Source organism: Novipirellula artificiosorum, assembly GCF_007860135.1.
In the GTDB taxonomy this organism is placed as follows: Bacteria; Planctomycetota; Planctomycetia; order Pirellulales; family Pirellulaceae; genus Novipirellula_A; species Novipirellula_A artificiosorum.
This window is the reverse complement of record NZ_SJPV01000001.1, coordinates 296,939-314,723: the sequence shown is the minus strand read 5'-3', so window position 1 is coordinate 314,723 and position 17,785 is coordinate 296,939. Positions and strand designations below refer to the sequence as shown.

Below are 17,785 nucleotides of genomic sequence, written 5' to 3'. Positions count from 1 at the left end.
TTAGAACAGGACTGGCTTTCCAAGCTGGCGGCGTATTGGGACGATTTGACCAGCATGCATCAGGGGGTGGGATCCGATCAGGACAAACATGTCACCAACGGTCGGGCACCACGTGCGAAACGCTTCGGGCGAAGCGGCCGATAACTCTTCGTCGGTTGCACGGTCCAATACCGCAAGTGTTTGTTCGCGAACCGTTTCCATTAACGACATGTATTCCTGTTTCGTTAAGAACGCGGCTGGATCGTCGGACTCGGCGGTTTCTTTGCTGTGGGCTTCGGCAAAACCTTGGGGTAGCTCAACCGCATCCTTCGGGAAAACGGTTGACAGCAGGGAAACCTCGGAAGCAATCAGATGGCCCGTTTGCCAAGCCATATGATTGCAGCCCGGACCAGGGCGACACATCAACTCCGCATCTTCGAAATCACTGAGGTAGCTCTTGTAGACAAGGTTGCTCAAATTCATCGCGGAACGAATCGCGTCTTTGGCTTGCATCGGGTATCTCGCTGAAAAGAAGAGAAGAGAAGAGAAGAGTAGGGATCGGGAGCTTCAAATCGTAGCGGTATTGTCGGTCAATCACCAGCAGCAGTGGGCGAACGCCGCCAATTTCCAGCTGCCTACCCTAGAGCATTTCGGCAGTGGACGCGCCATCCGAGAACCGTTTCCTTGATCAAAACGCTCTGTACCGAATGGTTTGGGCAATCGAAAAATTTGATGGGTGTGAGGAATTCGGTTGATTCCAAAAAACCATGGGGCCCCGTGAATCGTCTTACTTAGTGTGCTGCCAAGAAACTGACCCAAGGGCTTGCGAGATGATCTACCAAATCCTAACCGAACTGATTGTTGCGATCCATTTTGCTTACGTCACGTTTGTGGTTCTTGCCGTGCCGGTGACGATCTTGGGCGGATGGCGGAATTGGGAATGGGTGCGAAACCGATGGTTCCGTTGTCTCCACGTATCGATGATCTTGGTTGTCGTGTTGGAGGCCTGGGCCGGCATCACCTGCCCGTTGACGACTTGGGAGCAACAAATGCGTCTCGCGGCGGGCGGCCCCGCTTTGCAGGGCGATTTCATCGCCAACTGGCTGCACGATGCGATGTTTTTTGATGCGCAGCCTTGGGTCTTTACGCTGTTTTACTCGCTATTTGCCTCGCTCGTCATCGCCATGTGGGTCTGGATTCCACCTCGTTTCGATACACAAGGGGCCAGTGCGACGGGGAGATGAGCCGTCGGCTCAAAAACAGGGCGGAACTGATCGTTTTTCACGCTAACGCCCTGCCGCTCACAAAGTGGCGCCTTCCCATCGATCCGATGGAGTATCCCCTGAGAATGGCTTGCCTACTTTGCCTTTTCAGCAATCGGATTCCTGTTCGTTGTGGGGGAATCGTCACAGCGCAGGTCGCCGAGCGCGTATTGGATGCCGTCGAGCAGGAAGCGAAGCATGGCGGTCGTTTCATAACTTTCCGGCTGATGCGAGGGGCCGCAGTAAAACACACGCCCTTTGCCATGCCTCTTGACCCAAGCCACATAGCGAACATCGCTCACCACCGATGGATTACTTCGGGTCTTTTCATCCAGTTTGGAAACATCCATTTCCAATAACGGACGAAAGTTCTTTTGTTTGTAGGCGTTCTTGAACAGGTACGGTTCGTCCTCGTGGAGGAAGCCCTTCCCTTCAAAGGCTGCAACCAAGGGATGAGAAGGTTCCACCAGATCCAACGTCACTCCTTGGCGTTTCGGGTGAAAGTCAAAGCTGCCACCCAGCATGTCGCTGACTGCGGTCGAGTTGTTTTGAAAGGCGATGGAACCGTGAATCGCCACCAAGCCCGTCCCCTTCTCGACACATTTCAACAGGTTCGCTTCCAACTCGCGGGCCCGATCGGGGTCGTTGAGCACGTCGACGAACAGATCCCGTCCTGGCCCCGTTGGGCAAACGTTGTTGAGGACAATCGCATCAAAACCTTCTAGACGTTCCTCGGTAAACACTTCAACATCGTCACTCGATGTCACTTCGAAGGCACCGGTCTTGATCCCTAAAATCTTAATGATTGCGGAAACATGAGGTGCGACCTGATGCTTGTAGCCGGTTGACAGTGAGAACACGAGAACTTTGCGGGGACCCTCGGGTTGCGCCGTTGGCTTTTTGGGGGCAAGCGATTCAATCTTCCGCTGCCACTGCTGATCCGGAGGGCGAATCTCTCCACGGACTTGCGGGGCAACCGTGTAGTCCGCTGCCATGACGCTCGAGACCACGGCCAGAATGAAGGTAGCTAAAAGGGTTCGTTTCATTGTTTCTCTCGTAGTGCGGTGCGACCGCAAGCGAAGCGAGCTACCGCTCGAATTCCGTTAGCCCGTTCCCGTTGGTCGCTAGGATGGTGTTGCAATAACACGAATTTCGCTGATAACTGATGTAGGGATTTTCTTGATCGTTTTAAGAGGTCTTGCCAAATCGCGATCGCTAGCGTTGTCGGACAACGGCAACCATATTGCCGGCGATTGGCGGCACAAGCTTCAATCGGCTTGACGCTGCCGATTCGATCGTCGGATCGTATTGTTTGCCATCCCGATCGATTCCGATCCAACGAATTTCTACGCTCGTTGATTCGGTTTGGGTGTCAAGTTGTACCGATCGGTCCTCGTCGGATGCAGGGAAGTAGACGACCGCGATGCTGCGATCGGCGTTGGTGGCAAGGTAGGCTTCGTTCTCCGATCGGTCGGTCAGCAACTCGTTTGCCGGATCGACGCTCCAAAACGGCACGAGTGATTCGACCGCTCGGGCTGCTTGGATACATGCAACCGCTTTGTCGTTGATTCCGAGACCAGAATCAGGTCGGTGAAAACGAATCGATGCCGCACCGGCAAGCAAATGCCTCCAAAACCGTTCAATCGCGTCTTGATCGGTATGCTTGAACTTGTTGCCGTCCGCTCCGTACGTTTTCGTGGTGTTCATCGGACGTGGTTTGCTTGTCAGGTAGTTTCGCACGAATAGGAAATTATCCCAGTGCTTTTGTCCTTTGTTGTGGTTGTTCTGCGAGACATCGACGTAAGCATACAGGTCGCTGCGGTCAAACGTTTGTCGATGTCGCTTGGCCGTCAAATCCCAATCGTCCCACATTTCGGTGACCATGATTTGTTTGCCCTCTGCGGAAGCACGGCGGTGCATGAACTCGGCCCAGTACTCTGCCCAGGCGGCTTCCCCGTTGGTTTCGTTGTCAATGCAGTAAAGGACATGTTCGTAGGGCAACGCGTGATCGAGCATCTTGTTCACGAACGCCTGTTGAACGGCGAGCACGACCTTGTTGTTGCGTTGTTTTGGCGTCGTGAAAAAGAACGGTTGCTTGTTTTGGCCCGGATGATCCGGATAGCGTTTCTCGAAACCACTTTCTTCGAAGCTGTAATTGACGTTGTTGGCAGGGTTGTAGGGGTGGTCTTGCCAATGCGAAGAGCCGCGAGAGTTTTTTCCTGAATCCGTGTAGTCGAAGCGGTCCCATACTTCGATCTGGACAAAGATGCTGCGACGCTTTGTTTCAGCGAGCATCCGCTCGAACCGTTCCCAGTACTCGTCGTTCCACTGAGTCAGGTCGTACATGCCGTTCGCGAGCTTTCGAAACGGATAGAGTTCAAAGCCTTTGTCGCTGCGGTCACTCATCGTATTGCGAATCAGATTGCCACCGGCAGCCGCGATCCGATCAAGTTGCTTGACCAACGTCTGCTCGGGCCATTGAAACAAACTGTCATCGTCGCTGCCGCCAAGCAGCATGACCGGTTGGCCATGCTGTGACCAATGCCATGGGTTTTCATCCCAAGGCTCAATCGCTTGCGTCGTCGCGACGGTGCTCAGGGTGGCTGAAAACAAGAGGGCGAGTAACGCAGATCGAACGGTGGGGAGCGTCATGGGGAGGTGCCTGCTTCAAGCGGAGGAATCTCGGTTGAGGTGCGTGTCCCTTCAACCGATCGCCCCAATCATAGCCAGGAAACCGCGAAGCATCGAGAGCCCGGGGCACTAGGGCGAGAGGATCTCGTTGCCTTGTTGCATGCCCTCAACTTGACGGGTGTAGATTTCCGGCAGCGCCGTCGGATAACGCTGGTTGGTCCCGATGTTCGATTGCGGCGCGAAATCTTCACCACGGGTGGCGGATCCGAGCGGCGTGGTCAACGAATCGTTGATCGTTTTCAGGTAGGCTTGCAACTTCCAAGCCGGAATGATCGTCACGCCAAGCTCGCGGGCACGCGCTTTGATCGCTCCAATCGCCTTCAATTTGTCCGCATCGATCTCGTCGCCGGTTTCGCTTTCCGCTTGATCATCGAGCACCAAGAATCGAACACTCGCGTCCAATTTTCCTTTGACATCGCCGTTGGCAGCCACCTCGGCGACCACTTCGGCGCCGGCGGCTTGGATCATGCCTTTGATCGATTCGGTATCCGGGCGTTTGTCATTATCGATGTCGATATCGCCAGCGATCGCAATTTTAACTTTGCGGCCTGGAGCCCAGAAGGGTGAATAGATCTGGTCCCCGGGGATGATCGGGTATTCGATCGCCGGGCGAGCGACCACGCGGGCTTCCGCTAAGTGGTCATCCAAAATTCGCGTCACTTGAATGGTGGCTTTGACTTTGGCATCTTTCAGCCGGGTTTCGTCCCCTGCGATCACACCAAAGGTGACGTTCGGTCGCAGCTGATCAGCGGATCCAAGGTTGATCGTTACCAGATCGTTCCGCACAAAACGGATGCGACCCTGAGTGCTTTCGAATTGAGGGCTCTGCATCTTGTTGAGTTCGAGCTTCTGGTTATCGATCGTGTTTTGTAGCAAGTCCTTCTTTCGCGACAGCTTCGTGATCTCGTCGGTCTTTGTCTTGCGATAAGCGTTGTATTCTTGGTCCATACGAGTCAGGCTATCGCGCGTGTCTTCTTTTTCCTTGTTGATTCGTTCGCGGTCTTCCGTGAACAACTGGTTTTCCGCATCAAGCTTTTTCTGCAAATCGGCTGCTTTTTGCTCGGCAACCGCTTGGGCCTTGCGGGCATTGTCCACGTCGCTTTCGGCTTGAGCCCGGATCCGTTGAACGCTTTCGGTTGCTTCACGAAATTGGTCATTCCGCGAACGAATCGCGTTCATCAAAAACTCAGGCAGTTTCGCGTAGCTTCGTTCTTCGTAATCGGCGCTAAATAGCGACATGTTCTGGACATACTGCTGCTCGATCGCTTCCATTTCGGGGTCGCCGCTGGCACTTTCGGCAAGTAGGGCGAATTCTTCGTCGGTGACTCCACCACTCATCATCGCCTTCATCAAACTGACCTGGTCCTCTTTGGTCCTCAATTGAGATTGAGCCGAGGACAGGCTTTCTTTTGCCAAGCTGACATCCTGGGATTGCCGGTCAACGGTCATCCAAAGGAATGCGTTCAAGGCAAGAGAAAGGACCAAAAAAATCAAACTGGCAATTAAACTGCCGCGGATGACCGAATCGTCGCGTGCAACCATGGGTTTTCGATCAGGAAATAAGAGGAACGAAGGAAAAGCCGGGGAACGCCCCAATGCAGGGCTGACCAGAGTCAATTCACCCAGCATATTTACCGCTTGGCCCAATTCTACTGTTCAACGCGTCAATTCGTGAGCAAAGATGCGGGTTTTGAGCACTTTTGCCTATTCTACGCATCTTGAGGGCAATCCGCTTGCCTTGATGGACCAAAAAAGAGGTCCCTTCCGACACGGCATGGTTCCACCGGCCAAACTCGATTGTACGCAGGTGGCCGTTTTGTCGGAACTTTTCGGCCTCGTCGAGGTTACTATACTGTAGTCTCGATTTTGGCCACCCGCTTCCTTCCCTTTCCCGTCAAGATTTGCAATGCAGCCCATTTGCCCCTCGCTATCGCAGCGCCGCAGCCGCAACGTTTCTTTCTCGCCGAGTCCACGGATCCGATCACGGCGCCATCGCAATTTGTGGCGTCGAAGCGTCGGTTTTACCCTACTCGAACTGCTCTTGGTGCTGTCGATCTTGGTCGTGATTGGCGGGATTGTGATGGTGAACATCGGCGGGGCGTCAAAGGAAGCGAACGTGAATGCGACCAAAACCCAGCTCAATTCACTCAAAAACAGTATTCAGATGTACCAAATTCGGATGAACTCGCTCCCCGAAACGCTCGAAGCGTTGCGTGACGGGCCGAGTGATTCCGCAAAGAAGGACAAATGGATCGCTCCGATCATCAACGAAGTTCCCAACGATGCTTGGGAGAACCCACTCGTCTATTCGGTCAACGGCAACACCTACGAGATCCGCAGCGGCGGCATTGATGGCCAGGTCAACACGGATGATGACATCGTCGTTGAAGGGTCTTGATCGCGAAATCTACCTTGTCTCGTCGCACAGCCTTCACGTTGCTTGAACTTCTGCTCACGCTCGCCATTCTTGCGGCGATTGCGTCGGTGGCGATTCCCCACATCGGTACGGTGCTCGGCGATCGTGGCTTGGTTCGTGCCGCGGAGCAGCTTCGAGTCGAAATGACCCGATTGCGAGTCGATTCGATGCGCGAGGGGCGCGTGATGATGGTCCAAGGCGAAGTGGGCGGTGCAACGCTGACAGCCAAACCCTATGCTTCGGCATCCGACGCCATTGAATCAGTCGCGGGTTCGAATTCGCAGGCTGGATTGCTGATGGGGGCCGACCAGTCGACCGTGGTGGCGATGCCTTTGGAAATTGAAGCAGACAAGACGATTGAATTGCCCGAGGATGTTACGATCGAATCGATTGCAGTCCTTACCTCGACGCGGTCCATCGGCATGGAGCAGCAAGCACTGGCCTCGCCAGATGCCGATGCCGCTAATATGACCCTGAACCCCATTTTGTTTTATCCTGACGGGACGACCAGCACGGCCGCCATCACGTTGCTGCATCCCAGCGCGGGGCGGATCGTCGTTCGCGTGCGAGGCATTACCGGTGATGTGACGGTCACCGAGGTGACGGCACCATGAGGGATTGGTTATTGGCCGTTGTCGGTAGAGCCGTTTTCCGCAGGAAACGGGATTGTCGCGTGGGCGCTCGCTGCAAACGAGGCTTTTCTCTGCTGGAAATTCTGCTCGCGTTGGCCATTTTGGGGGGATCGCTAGCGGTACTGAGTACGATTTCGGATACCGGGATTGATGCCGCGATGGAGTCGCGTGATTTGGCAGTGGCTCGGATTTTGTGTCAAACCAAACTCAGCGAGATGCTGTTGCAGGACGTGTCGCCACAGAGCGTTCCCAGTACGCCGATCGCATCGACCGATTCCGGATCCCTCACACCCTTCGCCTACTCGGTCGAGGTCCTGCCGGCGCCAATGGATGGGTTGTTGGTGGTCCGTGTGACCGTGGAAGCAAACCCATCGGAGAGTGGGGCAGCCTCGGTGACCTATGCGTTAACACGGTGGATGATCGATCCGGCTTTAGGACTTGAAGAGGCCGAGGCTGCCGAGAAGGCTGCTGCGGAAGAGGCAGCGGCAGCGGCCGAGGCAGACACGAGCGAAGGAGGCGGGATATGATCCGCCGCGATGCGTTTACGCTGATTGAAGTGCTGTTGACGTTATCGTTGTCGGTCGTGTTGATCATTTTGGTGGGTGGGGCAATCCAGTTCTACGCTCGCACGTTAACGGTCCAAGACATGGACATTCGGCAAGTCCAATTGGCGGCTGCGGTGATGCAGATGATCGAAGACGATTTGCGGGCCGCGGTGCATCCAAAACCGATTGATACGGCGGCACTCGAAACCTTGCTCGCATCGACTGCGACTCAAGAAGTCGGCGGAGCTGAGCCGGGGGGGGCGTCCTCCGAGGAAGATCTGTCGGCTGCGGGAATCGATACAGGTTTTGAGGAAGAAGAAGAGGTCACGCCGGTTGCCGATGCGGGGCTGACCGATTTGCAGTCAGGCGCATCGGTGCTGCAGACGCCGGGTTTGATCGGCAACCAGTATCAAATCCAAGTCGACTTAAGTCGATTGCCACGGCTCGAAGAATACACGGTGATGATGGATGCCACCGTCGGGAACCTCCAAGACGTCCCCAGCGATCTCAAAACGGTCACCTACTTTGTGCAGCAGGCTGGCACCATCGCAGGTGTGATCGATCCGCTCGATAACATGAGCAACGATCCGACCGCCGCGCCAACCGAATCGACCGGTGGTGGTTTGGTCCGTCGTTCCCTCGACCGCTTCGCCACGTTGGAAGCGATCAACAGTGGTTCGATGTCAATGTTGAATCAAACCGGTGAGCTGTTGGCACCCGAGATTACATCGATTGAGTTTGCCTACTGGGACGGAATGATGTGGTTGATCGAGTGGAACAGCGATGAATACGGTGAATTGCCGATGGCGGTGCAGGTGCAAATGACGATGATCGATCCGACCGCAGCACTGACCGACACGAGCGATTTGTCGAGCGTCGATACGACGCGTGTTTTTACTCACATTGTTCGGCTGCCGATGGCTCGACCGATCGAAGAGAGCGAAGAAGATTTGACGGGGGTGGGGCTATGAGCGTAGCACGAAAACGGGGCGGCTTCTTTCTTGTGCTCGTCTTGGTTGTGATCGCGATCGCTACGATGGCGGTTTATTCGTTCACTGAACTGATGATTGCCTATGACGATGCCGCCTACTTGGCCGGCGACCGAGTCCAAGCACGCGTCAATGTGGAATCCGGTATCGACTCCATCCGGTTGATGCTGTCGCAGCCGCCCGCGATGCGGCTCGATTATGGCGGTGTTTACAACAACCCTTCCATGTTTCAAGCGATCAACGTCTCGCTAGGGGCCGACAACGTCAGCCCCTCGAACTTTTCGGTGATCGCGCCTGGGTTGACGGAAACGGGGATGTACGGTGGCATTCGGTTCGGGTTGCAAAACGAATCGGCACGGCTGAACATCAACACGTTGATCGTGCTCGAGCAGAACTCGGATTTGCTGATGCCCGCGCTGGCGCTGACTGGCGCCGACGAGGACACGCTTTCCAGTGACGAGTTGGACACCGACAATATCGCCGTTTCGTTGTTGATGGCACTGCCGGGGATGACCGAAGATGTTGCGGATGCCATTTTGGATTGGCTTGACGAGGACGAAGACGTTCGGCCGTACGGCGCCGAAGCGGAATACTACACGACGTTGACAACGCCCTATTCGCCCAGCAACGGATCGCTGCAAAGTGTCGAGGAATTGTTGCTGGTTCGGGGTGTGACACCGACGCTTCTGTTTGGCGCCGATTCGAATCGAAACGGGGTGCTTGACGCGGATGAGCAACAGCGGTTTGGGGTCGGCGTGGAAACGCCCGGCGCACTCGGGTGGGCGTCGTATTTGACGGTGTACGGTGCCGAAGGGAACAAGACGCGTGACGGGTTGCCACGCGTCAATGTGAGCCAGGAAGACATGGAGACGCTTTACGATGAGTTGTTGGATGCAATTGGCGACGAATCCTACGCCAGTTTCATCGTGGCTTACCGTATCGCTGGCAAGTCCATGGTCGAAGCGATGGCCGATGCGGCCGGGGGGGATGGCGAGGATTCCGGATCGCCGCAACCGTGGTCGGTGGACGTGATGGACCAAATCGATCTCAGCGGTGGCGCTGGAAATCCGATCAACCAAGTTTTGGACGTTGTCGGTGCAACCGTGACGATCGGCAATGGTGACAATGCGCAAACCTTCGCCTCGCCCTTCTTCGAAGACCCGATTTCGATGGCAATTTACTTGCCGATTTTGATGGACGTGATTGCAACCCAAGACGTGGAAGCCTTGCCCGGACGAATCAATTTAAATGAATGCCCTGCTGAGCTGCTTTACGGGATTCCGACGTTGGAAGAAGAGACGGTTCAGGCGATCTTGGAAGCTCGCCAGACCGATTCCGACGATCCCAACCGCGAGTTTGCAACCTGGCCATTGGTTGAAGGGATTCTGACGATCGACCAAATGCGGATGCTAATCCCCCTGCTGACCGGTGGTGGGGATGTCTATCGGGCCCAATTGATCGGATATTTCGAAGAATCCGGGATATCGAGCCGCAGCGAAGTTATTATTGATGCTACGACCGTGAATCCGAAGGTGGTTTCATGGAAAGACCTCAGCCATCTCGGCCGCGGTTTCGAACTGACGGTACTGGGGCAACGTGCGATGCTTGATGACAACTTTTGAAATTGAAACAACATGCCAAAGAAACTAGCAATCGACTGGGATGAAGCGGAACTGCGAATCGTTGTGGGGAACTGCAGTGGGACACAGGTCACCGTAACCCACGCGGCCGTCCTGCCGCTTGAATCGACGGACGTCTTCAAGACGCTTCGTACGTTCGTCTCGGAACAGGGTCTTGAAAAGAACGAAGCGTTGGTTGCGATCGGGCGTGGTAAGGCCGAACTGCGCGAATTGCAGTTGCCGCCCGTTCCGGACGAGGAATTGCCCGATATTGTCCGCTTCCAAGCCATTCGCAATTTTGCCTCCGCTGGCGACAGTGCGTCGATCGATTACTTGATCACTTCTCGTAGTGAACAAGGAGTCAAAGCGATTGCCGCTGCGGTGGCTCCGGACAAGCTCGCAGAGATCAAGGAGGTCTGCAGCGACGCGGAATTGCAGGTTAAGCGAATTGCACTGCGGCCACTTGCCGCTGCCGCCTTGTTTCTGAGTCGTGCGAAGCGAAACGTGGGCGAGGGCGACACGGTCTTGGTGGATCTATTGAATGACGATGCCGAAATCATCGTCGTGCGAGACGGCAACGTGATTTTTGTGCGGACGGTTCGTATCGCCGCAAGTGAAACCGCGCGACCGCGGGCGCTGGTCGGTGAGCTCCGACGCAGTTTAATGGCCTGCGGCGCGAGCGGGACGCCGAAACAAGTCGTGCTGTGGGGACGTGAGTCGGTTCACAAGCGAGAGGTGGATCAGTTGGCCGAAGCGACCGGGGCGCCGGTGGAAATGGTCAATCCGTTCGATTTGGTCGATGTGGATCGCAAAACCGCAGATCGGCTGCCTGAACACGTCGGTCGGTTAGCACCGTTGGTCGGATTGTTGGCATGCGACGAAGTCTGCCCCGAACGGCTGATTGATTTTTTGAATCCACGACAACGGCTCGAAGAGAAACCCAGTCGTTGGCGAACCGCAGCCATCATTGGGATCCCCGTCGCAGCCGCGCTGTTGATGGGCTACCTCGGCTATCGTCAGCTCCGCAGCCTTGACAGCGAGATCGAGCAGCTCAGTCAAGCGAACGCAGGGATGAAAGAACAGGTCGATGCAGCGATCCGGAGCGTCGCTCGTACCGAAAAGGTCGATGAATTCTTAGATGCGGATGCAAATTGGTTGGACGAGTTACAAAAGATCGCGGCCAAGCTGCCTCCGTCCCATGAAGTGATGCTGAAATCGGTCGTTGCATCGAGTGACTTACGCACCGGGGTTAGTACCGTGACGTTGACAGGATCGGCGAGCGACCAGAGCGTGATCGAAAAACTCGAAGAAGCGATCCGAGACGACGATCATAGCGTTGTCGGTGAAGGGGCTAGCGAGCAGGAGGGGCGAAATGCCTATCGGTGGGTCTTTACCGAAAAGATCTCGATGCCACCCGATTATGCTCACCGCTTGCGGTACGAGGGGATTCAAGCGGCGAACGAAAAGCAGGAGCTGCCGAGCACAGAGGATCCGAATCCAGCGGAAGAGGCTGCCGAAACGGCACCGGCCGAGTCGATCGATTCCGTAATGCCGTCACCAGAGGTTTCATCGGAGCCGCCAACCGAAGCGGCCTCCGAGCCCCTCATGGAGCCAGCAACCGATCCAGCAACCGATCCAGCAACCGAGGCATCCTCCGAGACGCCATCCGAGACCGAGTCGGAATCGGTTTCCGAGGAGGTGCAAGCATGACTCAGCGAGAACGAATCTTATCGATCGCCGTTGGCGGGTTGTTTGTGTTGGTCGCGTTGCAGTGGGGGTTCACGAAGTACCGCACGGCGGTGCGTACGCGTTCGAACCGGATTGAGACCTTGCGCAATGAGCAGCTTCAAATCGAAGAACGGCTGCTGCAAGGTGCCTATGCGGACCGGCAAATGGGTGAATACCTGTCGCGTTCGTTGCCGGGAAACCCTGAACGAGCTCGCAGCGATTACCAGAGCTGGTTACTCGACATGTTGCATCAGAGCGAGTTGAGTGACCCGAGAGTCAATCCGAGCGGAACGATGCCGGTGGGCGACCTGTATCGCCGATTGTCGTACAGCGTCGACGGACGAACGGATCTGACGAAATTGGTCAAGATGCTGCACGCCTTCTACTCGAAGGATTATTTGCAGCGAATCAGCAAGTTGTCGATCAGCCCGGCTCGTGACAAGCCAGGCCAACTCGATTTGAAGATGAGCATCGATGCTTTGGCCTTAATGGCAGCGTCCGACGAATCAAAGCCGATTCCGGATCAATCGTGGCGAGTGGATCCGGACTTGACGGTCTATCAAAATCGCATTTTGAATCGCAACTTCTTCGAGCCGCCAAACAAAGCTCCGGAATTTACGGGCAACAGCACGGTCGAAGCGATCATCGGCAAAGAGACAACACTGCCCTTGACCTTCAAAGATCCGGAGCAGCATCGGCTGAGTTTCGAGTTCGTCGAGCAGCCGATCGAGTCGGTCAAGCTTGACGAGCGGACAGGGACGTTGACCGTCAAGTCGGATGAGAAACGAGAGTTTGATGTCTTGGTCCGCGTGGTGGACAGTGGCTATCCCAATCGAACCACGGAGCAAAAAGTGACGGTCAAAGTGGTGGATCCACCGCCGGAGCCCGAACCCGAACCGGAATACCAGTTTGACGATGCGACGCAAACCGTGCTGACGGGTTTGGTGCGTGGTCGCGAAGATTGGCGAGCTTGGATGAACGTCCGGACTCGCGGCAAGACTTTGAAACTGCGGGTCGGTGACGAGTTCGAAATTGGGAAGGTGAAAGGCAAAGTGATCGATGTGAACGCCAAATACGTTGTTTTGGAAAGCGAGGGTCGACGATTCGAATTGAAACAAGGCGAAGTGTTGGCCGAGGCTGCCGAGCAGGCGATGGTGGATTGAGTATCGCGTCGACAGCTGCCGCGATCCGCTGCGATCATGTTTCGCTTGATTTCGGCGGCGGTGTGCGAGCCGTGGACGATGTGAGCATCGAGTTTCCCGCCGGCGAGGTCACGGCGCTGATCGGCCCGAGCGGTTGTGGGAAGACGACGCTGCTGCGATTGATCGCGGGGCTACAACGCCCCACGTCGGGCAGCGTTCACTTGGAACCGCCTGCGGTGGGCAGCGACGGAGAGGTTGCGTTTGTCTTCCAACAGCCGTCGTTGTTGCCTTGGCGAACGACAATCGAAAATGTGATGTTGCCACTGGAATTGATCCATCGCGTGTCGGCAGTGGAGCGACGCGATGCGGCGATGGACGTGCTTCGCTGCGTCGACTTGGCCGACAGCCATGACCGCTTGCCTCATCAGTTATCCGGTGGGATGAAAATGCGTGTCTCGTTGGCGCGAGCACTGGTCACCCGGCCGAGTGTGCTGCTGATGGACGAACCGTTTGCAGCACTCGATGAAATGCTGCGCAACCAGCTTGGACAGCTCGTGTTGTCGTTGTGGGCCCAACGGGCGTTCACGATGTTGATGGTGACTCACAATATCGGTGAAGCCAGCTTGATGGCTCATTCCATCCACGTGATGCGAAAGGGACGCGTCGAACACTCGGTCGACAATGCGCTGCCGTGGCCGAGAAACGAATCGTTGAGGCGACAAGTGGCGTTTGGCGAAATCTACGGCAAGTTGAGCGATCTGTTGCGAGAGCACGCATGAAGGTTGTTTGCGCCGATCCGGCGGGGTGGAAAAAGACCGCTTGGGAGATGGGCTGGGTGGTCGGTGTCGCGGCGGTTGGCTTGTTGCTTTGGGAAGCCATCATTTGGTGTTTCGAATTGCCGCCCATTTTGTTGCCCTCGCCGAGACAAGTTGTTGCTGCGGCCATCGGTGAACGAGTCGCTCTTTTGCAAGGGACCGTGGTCACCGCGATCGCTGCGATGGCAGGTTTGGGGGCCGCCATTGCGATGGGCTGCCTCATGGCGATCGCGTTTAGCCAATCCAATCGGATCCGCAAGGCGTTTTTCCCCTATGTGGTTTTTTTGCAAACGGTTCCGATTGTCGCGATCGCCCCGCTGTTGATTACATGGAGCGGGTATCAGTTTCGCACGGTGGTACTTGTGACGGTCATCATCTGTTTCTTTCCGATCGTCAACAGCGTGACCGAAGGCTTGTTGTCGGTCCAGCATGACCTGAGCGACTTGTTTCGACTTTACGGTGCTGGAAGAACCAAGCGTTTGTTTGGGCTACAGTTCCCCTCCGCCGTTCCGTTCTTGGTGGTGGGGATGAAGACGAGCAGCGGATTGGCGGTGATTGGAGCGATCGTCGCGGAGTTTTTTGTTGGCAACGGTTCGAGCTACAACGGATTGGGGACGCTGATGACCGGTTGGCAAGCATTTCAGCGGACCGATGCGCTGATCGCAGCCATTTTTGCTTCAGCCATATTGGGATTGTTCCTGTTCGGCACGGTTCGTTTGGTTTCCGTCACGGTTCTCCGCCGCTGGACAACCGGCTATCGTAATCGGTAGTTGGCGCGGTCATCGCAGTCGGGGGAGGCAACGCCTTCACCGTTTTGCGCCGTTACGGTGTCAACCGTGGTCGGTAGGGACTGGTTTCGTTGGGATTTTGTTTGCTGCTTCCGCTCGATGAATGATGTGTGACATGGATAGAAAGCAACGCGGTTTCTTGGTTCTGGCCTTGGCTTTTTTACTCGCTGCCGTTGGCTGTGGTGGTCCCAAGGTGACTTCGGCCCCCGAAGGTTTGTCATCCCAAGTATCGGTCCAGCTGAATTGGTACCCCGAGTCGGAACATGGCGGTCTGTACCAAGCGCAGGCCGATGGCACTTATGCGGACGCAGGATGGGAAGTGGACATCCGCAGTGGCGGTCGGGCAACGCCGGTGGCACCGGAATTGCTGCTCGGTCGCGTCGAGTTCGCGATGGCAAACGCAGATGATGTCGTTCTGTTTCGAGCTCAGGGGGCCGATGTGGTCGCCGTTTTGGCGGCCATGCAGAATCATCCCCGCTGCATTCTGGTTCGTGAGGATAGTGGCGTGAAAACGTTCGCCGACTTGGCGGGCAAGACGCTGCAGCGGCAGACCGGCCGGGTTTTCCTCGATTTCATGCGTTCCAAAGGCTTGCTCGATCATGTGAGCGAGGTTCCGTATCACGGCAGCGTGTCGGCTTTGGTGACCGATCGGAACATCGCCATCCAAGCGTATTCCTTTGCCGAGCCGATGCTTGCCGAGCAACAAGGCGTGAAGGTACGCAAATTGATGCTGAGTGAGTTGGGGTGGAACCCCTATTCGAGCGTGCTGATCACCCGTGGCGATCTGATTCGTAGCGCCCCAGATCAAGTGCGAGCGTTTGTGCAAGCGACTCGTCGTGGCTGGATTCACTACTTGGAGGATCCGACAAGGGGAAATGCAGCGATCTTGGAAGCAAACCAGCACGGCATGACTGCCGAGGCATTGGAATACGGCAGTGCCGAGCTCAAGGCGTTGGCGTTACCGAACGAGCTGCCCATGGAATCGGTCGGTCAGATGTCCGCGGAACGCTGGACAACGCTTGTCAAGCAAATGGTCGATCTGGGCGTGGTCGACTCGGAAAAGGTCTCGGCGGCCGATTGCTTTACGACTCAGTTCTTAGAGTAATGCTACACCTGTTAGCGTAAAGCTACGCTGCGCGCCGTGACCGTCGATCGGGTTCGATGTGGCATCCCAGGCTTTCGATCTCCAGTCGTAACAGTTCGCGACTGATGTGTGCCGCAGTGGGGCGATCGTTTGGGGATTCCGCAATCATTTTCTCCACCAACTCCGCGACCGGGGATAGCTGCAACTCGTTCGGAACGTTGACTTTCGTCATCCATCGCCACAGCATCCGTCCGAGCGAAAAGATATCAGATGCGGGGAGCGTCACCGATTGCCCCGATACGGATTCTGGGGCTGCGTATTCAGGCGTTCCTCGGAACAGCCGATTCGGAGCCGAATGGATTCGTTCGGCAAACCCCAGGTCGATCAGCGTCACGTGCCCGGTGGATCCGACCATGACATTTTCTGGTTTGACATCGCCGTGCACCCAACCGGCGACATGCATCGCCTCGAGAGCCTGGCTGACTTGACGAACGAGCCACAATCCTACCGGTAACGCTTTGGGCGGTTGATGGTCGAGATGGTGTTGCATCGTCGTTCCTTCCAGCCTTGGCATCACCAAAAAGGGAGACGATCCGCTGTCGGATGCATCCAAGACGGCGACCAAGTTGGGGTGGAAGACTTGAGTGGCGCAGGTGGTGAACTGCCGAATCTGCCTCAGACTTTCCATCTCGTTGCCGCCTTCGCCGCGCCGCAACACGTAATCCCAGCGGGGGCTGCCCAACGCGTCGGCTGGCTGGGCCAGCGTCAATTCGGAAAAGTCACTTTGATGGATGGCTCTTCCGAGTCGCCAAATCCCCAAAATCGGTCTGCGATTGATGGTCGCGGTTTGATTCTTACGACGCGTCAGAGCTTTGGGCGAAGTGAGATTCTTGGGCGAAACTTCCGGCACAACACGTTTCCCACCAGCAGGGTGATTGAAATAGTGGCTTCAAGCCAAAGAGACGATTGGAGCAAGTCTCTTGCTGTTAGGATCGGCCACGGCGCTAGCGAGGATCGAACGGAGGTCAGTTGGGCCGCAAAGGCTTTCAGGCTTGCCTAGTTTGACTCGGGCTGGGCGAGTCCCCAGTGCCTTGTCCCGATTAAACGATAGGGTTGGGGCTGTAGCAAAAGTCGTCAAGACTTCCGGCGATTCCAGCACTGTTTCCATGCCGGCCCTCCCCCTCGCTGCGCGGAGGTCGTCCGGTTTTTAAGTTGTGACGAACACAGTGTTTCGGTGTCCAACTACCCCTGCCCGCGCAGCGCTCGTTGTACCGCGCATCTCGGGTGGTGTCTAATACATCTGCGGGGTAGGTGACGAGATTTCGCTCTGGACTTTCGACAAACCGCTGCGAATGATTGCTGCCTTGCGGTTCGCGCTGGTGCTGCGAACATGGGAAAGCCTGTTGCACGGAGGTGCGGTTCATGGGTGCGGTGGCTGTCGGACTCCTCGGTCAAAAATCCGGCTCATCCGACCGAAGCGCGCGGAACCCAGACTCAAGGTTTTTTGGAGGTATGGCTCCGGTGTCCAATGATCTCTTAGAAAAGAGTCCCCGACGGTCGGTCGTCCGCAGGGAACCGGTAGCACCCTTGGCGCACCGTCGACCGGGATATCCCTTGTCAAGTTGCACCTCTGCAGAGCTCGACTCCGTTTCTACCGGCAACTGCACGATTCTACCGGCAACTGCACGATAACAAGTGAAAATAGCTCCTGCCAGCAATGATGGGACACCGGAGAGATGCCTCGAAAACCTCCTGCGCACGCTTCCGCCGGATGAGCCAAAAAACCTAGGTGCGCAAGAGCCTCAGCAAGCTTACACCTTCGCAAAAATCGGACAAGCGACGAGGACCTTGTGGATCGGAATGCAACGCTGCCACGACCTGTCCAACGCATGGAACACATTCGGACCAGGAGCCAAAAAGATATCACCGGATTAGGATGTGGGGTACAGTGAGCCCAGAGGGAGAGGTAAAGTAAACATTCGCGGAAGGTGTGGAGGCTGTGCGCAGCGTCAACGGCCAGCGGTTCACTTTTGGTCGAGATGGGGGCGGTGAGACTCGATCGAGCCAACTTGGCGCCGAGTTGACGGGATGATTT

General features: G+C 56.1%; 16 protein-coding genes. 11 read left to right on the top strand and 5 right to left on the bottom strand.

What is annotated here, in order from left to right; translation table 11 throughout:
- On the bottom strand, positions 1-492 hold the full coding sequence (locus tag Poly41_RS00975; RefSeq protein WP_146524066.1) for a DinB family protein: 492 nt from the start codon (positions 490-492) through the stop codon (positions 1-3).
- 317 nt (positions 493-809) lie between these two features.
- Between Poly41_RS00975 and Poly41_RS00970 the strand changes: the two genes are divergently transcribed.
- The gene (locus Poly41_RS00970; RefSeq protein WP_197230981.1) at positions 810-1,223 is read left to right on the top strand and encodes a DUF2784 domain-containing protein; all 414 of its coding nucleotides are present in this window, start codon (positions 810-812) and stop codon (positions 1,221-1,223) included.
- A 113-nt stretch (positions 1,224-1,336) separates the two neighbouring features.
- On the opposite strand, the gene Poly41_RS00965 is transcribed toward Poly41_RS00970, so the two are convergent.
- The 3 genes from Poly41_RS00965 to Poly41_RS00955 all read right to left on the bottom strand — a co-directional run bounded on the left by Poly41_RS00965 (position 1,337) and on the right by Poly41_RS00955 (position 5,474).
- Positions 1,337-2,287 (bottom strand): ThuA domain-containing protein, encoded by a 951-nt coding sequence (locus tag Poly41_RS00965; protein WP_146524064.1) that lies wholly within the window; start codon positions 2,285-2,287, stop codon positions 1,337-1,339.
- A 169-nt stretch (positions 2,288-2,456) separates the two neighbouring features.
- Entirely contained in the window at positions 2,457-3,893 is a 1,437-nt protein-coding gene (locus Poly41_RS00960) for a DUF6298 domain-containing protein (RefSeq protein WP_146524063.1), read from the bottom strand.
- A gap of 108 nt (positions 3,894-4,001) precedes the next feature.
- Positions 4,002-5,474, bottom strand: coding sequence for a hypothetical protein (locus tag Poly41_RS00955; RefSeq protein WP_146524062.1), 1,473 nt, complete (start codon positions 5,472-5,474; stop codon positions 4,002-4,004).
- A 364-nt stretch (positions 5,475-5,838) separates the two neighbouring features.
- Here Poly41_RS00955 and Poly41_RS00950 point away from each other — a divergent pair, with 364 nt between their 5' ends.
- The 10 genes from Poly41_RS00950 (at position 5,839) to Poly41_RS00905 (ending at position 15,711) form a co-directional block, all read left to right on the top strand.
- Entirely contained in the window at positions 5,839-6,330 is a 492-nt protein-coding gene (locus tag Poly41_RS00950; RefSeq protein WP_146524061.1) for a type II secretion system protein GspG, read from the top strand.
- A 14-nt stretch (positions 6,331-6,344) separates the two neighbouring features.
- Positions 6,345-6,962, top strand: a complete 618-nt coding sequence (locus Poly41_RS00945) for a prepilin-type N-terminal cleavage/methylation domain-containing protein (RefSeq protein ID WP_197230980.1) — start codon at positions 6,345-6,347, stop codon at positions 6,960-6,962.
- Complete coding sequence (locus Poly41_RS00940) at positions 6,959-7,507, top strand: prepilin-type N-terminal cleavage/methylation domain-containing protein (RefSeq protein WP_146524059.1); 549 nt, start codon at positions 6,959-6,961, stop codon at positions 7,505-7,507. Before Poly41_RS00945 ends, Poly41_RS00940 begins: the two co-directional genes overlap by 4 nt.
- Entirely contained in the window at positions 7,504-8,496 is a 993-nt protein-coding gene (locus tag Poly41_RS00935; protein ID WP_146524058.1) for a prepilin-type cleavage/methylation domain-containing protein, read from the top strand. The genes Poly41_RS00940 and Poly41_RS00935 overlap by 4 nt, the downstream gene beginning before the upstream one ends.
- Complete coding sequence (locus tag Poly41_RS00930) at positions 8,493-10,136, top strand: type II secretion system minor pseudopilin (RefSeq protein ID WP_146524057.1); 1,644 nt, start codon at positions 8,493-8,495, stop codon at positions 10,134-10,136. The genes Poly41_RS00935 and Poly41_RS00930 overlap by 4 nt, the downstream gene beginning before the upstream one ends.
- Before the next feature lie 12 nt (positions 10,137-10,148).
- Positions 10,149-11,843, top strand: a complete 1,695-nt coding sequence (gene pilM / locus Poly41_RS00925) for a type IV pilus biogenesis protein PilM (protein ID WP_146524056.1) — start codon at positions 10,149-10,151, stop codon at positions 11,841-11,843.
- On the top strand, positions 11,840-13,024 hold the full coding sequence (locus tag Poly41_RS00920; RefSeq protein WP_146524055.1) for a cadherin repeat domain-containing protein: 1,185 nt from the start codon (positions 11,840-11,842) through the stop codon (positions 13,022-13,024). Before pilM ends, Poly41_RS00920 begins: the two co-directional genes overlap by 4 nt.
- The gene (locus tag Poly41_RS00915; RefSeq protein WP_146524054.1) at positions 13,021-13,782 is read left to right on the top strand and encodes an ABC transporter ATP-binding protein; all 762 of its coding nucleotides are present in this window, start codon (positions 13,021-13,023) and stop codon (positions 13,780-13,782) included. The genes Poly41_RS00920 and Poly41_RS00915 overlap by 4 nt, the downstream gene beginning before the upstream one ends.
- Entirely contained in the window at positions 13,779-14,588 is an 810-nt protein-coding gene (locus tag Poly41_RS00910) for an ABC transporter permease (protein ID WP_197230979.1), read from the top strand. Before Poly41_RS00915 ends, Poly41_RS00910 begins: the two co-directional genes overlap by 4 nt.
- A gap of 133 nt (positions 14,589-14,721) precedes the next feature.
- Complete coding sequence (locus Poly41_RS00905; RefSeq protein WP_231615307.1) at positions 14,722-15,711, top strand: ABC transporter substrate-binding protein; 990 nt, start codon at positions 14,722-14,724, stop codon at positions 15,709-15,711.
- Positions 15,712-15,733: 22 nt separating this feature from the next.
- Here Poly41_RS00905 and Poly41_RS00900 read toward each other — a convergent pair whose 3' ends face one another.
- Positions 15,734-16,600, bottom strand: a complete 867-nt coding sequence (locus Poly41_RS00900; RefSeq protein WP_231615306.1) for a protein kinase domain-containing protein — start codon at positions 16,598-16,600, stop codon at positions 15,734-15,736.
- Positions 16,601-17,785: the final 1,185 nt, after the last annotated feature.

Excerpts from the sequence above, each read along its gene's own strand:
- pilM (WP_146524056.1), top strand. The coding sequence starts at position 10,149 with ATGCCAAAGAAACTAGCAATCGACTGGGATGAAGCGGAACTGCGAATC.
- Poly41_RS00930 (WP_146524057.1), top strand. The coding sequence starts at position 8,493 with ATGAGCGTAGCACGAAAACGGGGCGGCTTCTTTCTTGTGCTCGTCTTG.
- Poly41_RS00975 (WP_146524066.1), bottom strand. The coding sequence starts at position 492 with ATGCAAGCCAAAGACGCGATTCGTTCCGCGATGAATTTGAGCAACCTT.
- Poly41_RS00965 (WP_146524064.1), bottom strand. The coding sequence starts at position 2,287 with ATGAAACGAACCCTTTTAGCTACCTTCATTCTGGCCGTGGTCTCGAGC.
- Poly41_RS00970 (WP_197230981.1), top strand. The coding sequence starts at position 810 with ATGATCTACCAAATCCTAACCGAACTGATTGTTGCGATCCATTTTGCT.
- Poly41_RS00910 (WP_197230979.1), top strand. The coding sequence starts at position 13,779 with ATGAAGGTTGTTTGCGCCGATCCGGCGGGGTGGAAAAAGACCGCTTGG.
- Poly41_RS00955 (WP_146524062.1), bottom strand. The coding sequence starts at position 5,474 with ATGGTTGCACGCGACGATTCGGTCATCCGCGGCAGTTTAATTGCCAGT.
- Poly41_RS00960 (WP_146524063.1), bottom strand. The coding sequence starts at position 3,893 with ATGACGCTCCCCACCGTTCGATCTGCGTTACTCGCCCTCTTGTTTTCA.
- Poly41_RS00920 (WP_146524055.1), top strand. The coding sequence starts at position 11,840 with ATGACTCAGCGAGAACGAATCTTATCGATCGCCGTTGGCGGGTTGTTT.
- Poly41_RS00905 (WP_231615307.1), top strand. The coding sequence starts at position 14,722 with ATGGATAGAAAGCAACGCGGTTTCTTGGTTCTGGCCTTGGCTTTTTTA.
- Poly41_RS00935 (WP_146524058.1), top strand. The coding sequence starts at position 7,504 with ATGATCCGCCGCGATGCGTTTACGCTGATTGAAGTGCTGTTGACGTTA.
- Poly41_RS00950 (WP_146524061.1), top strand. The coding sequence starts at position 5,839 with ATGCAGCCCATTTGCCCCTCGCTATCGCAGCGCCGCAGCCGCAACGTT.
- Poly41_RS00940 (WP_146524059.1), top strand. The coding sequence starts at position 6,959 with ATGAGGGATTGGTTATTGGCCGTTGTCGGTAGAGCCGTTTTCCGCAGG.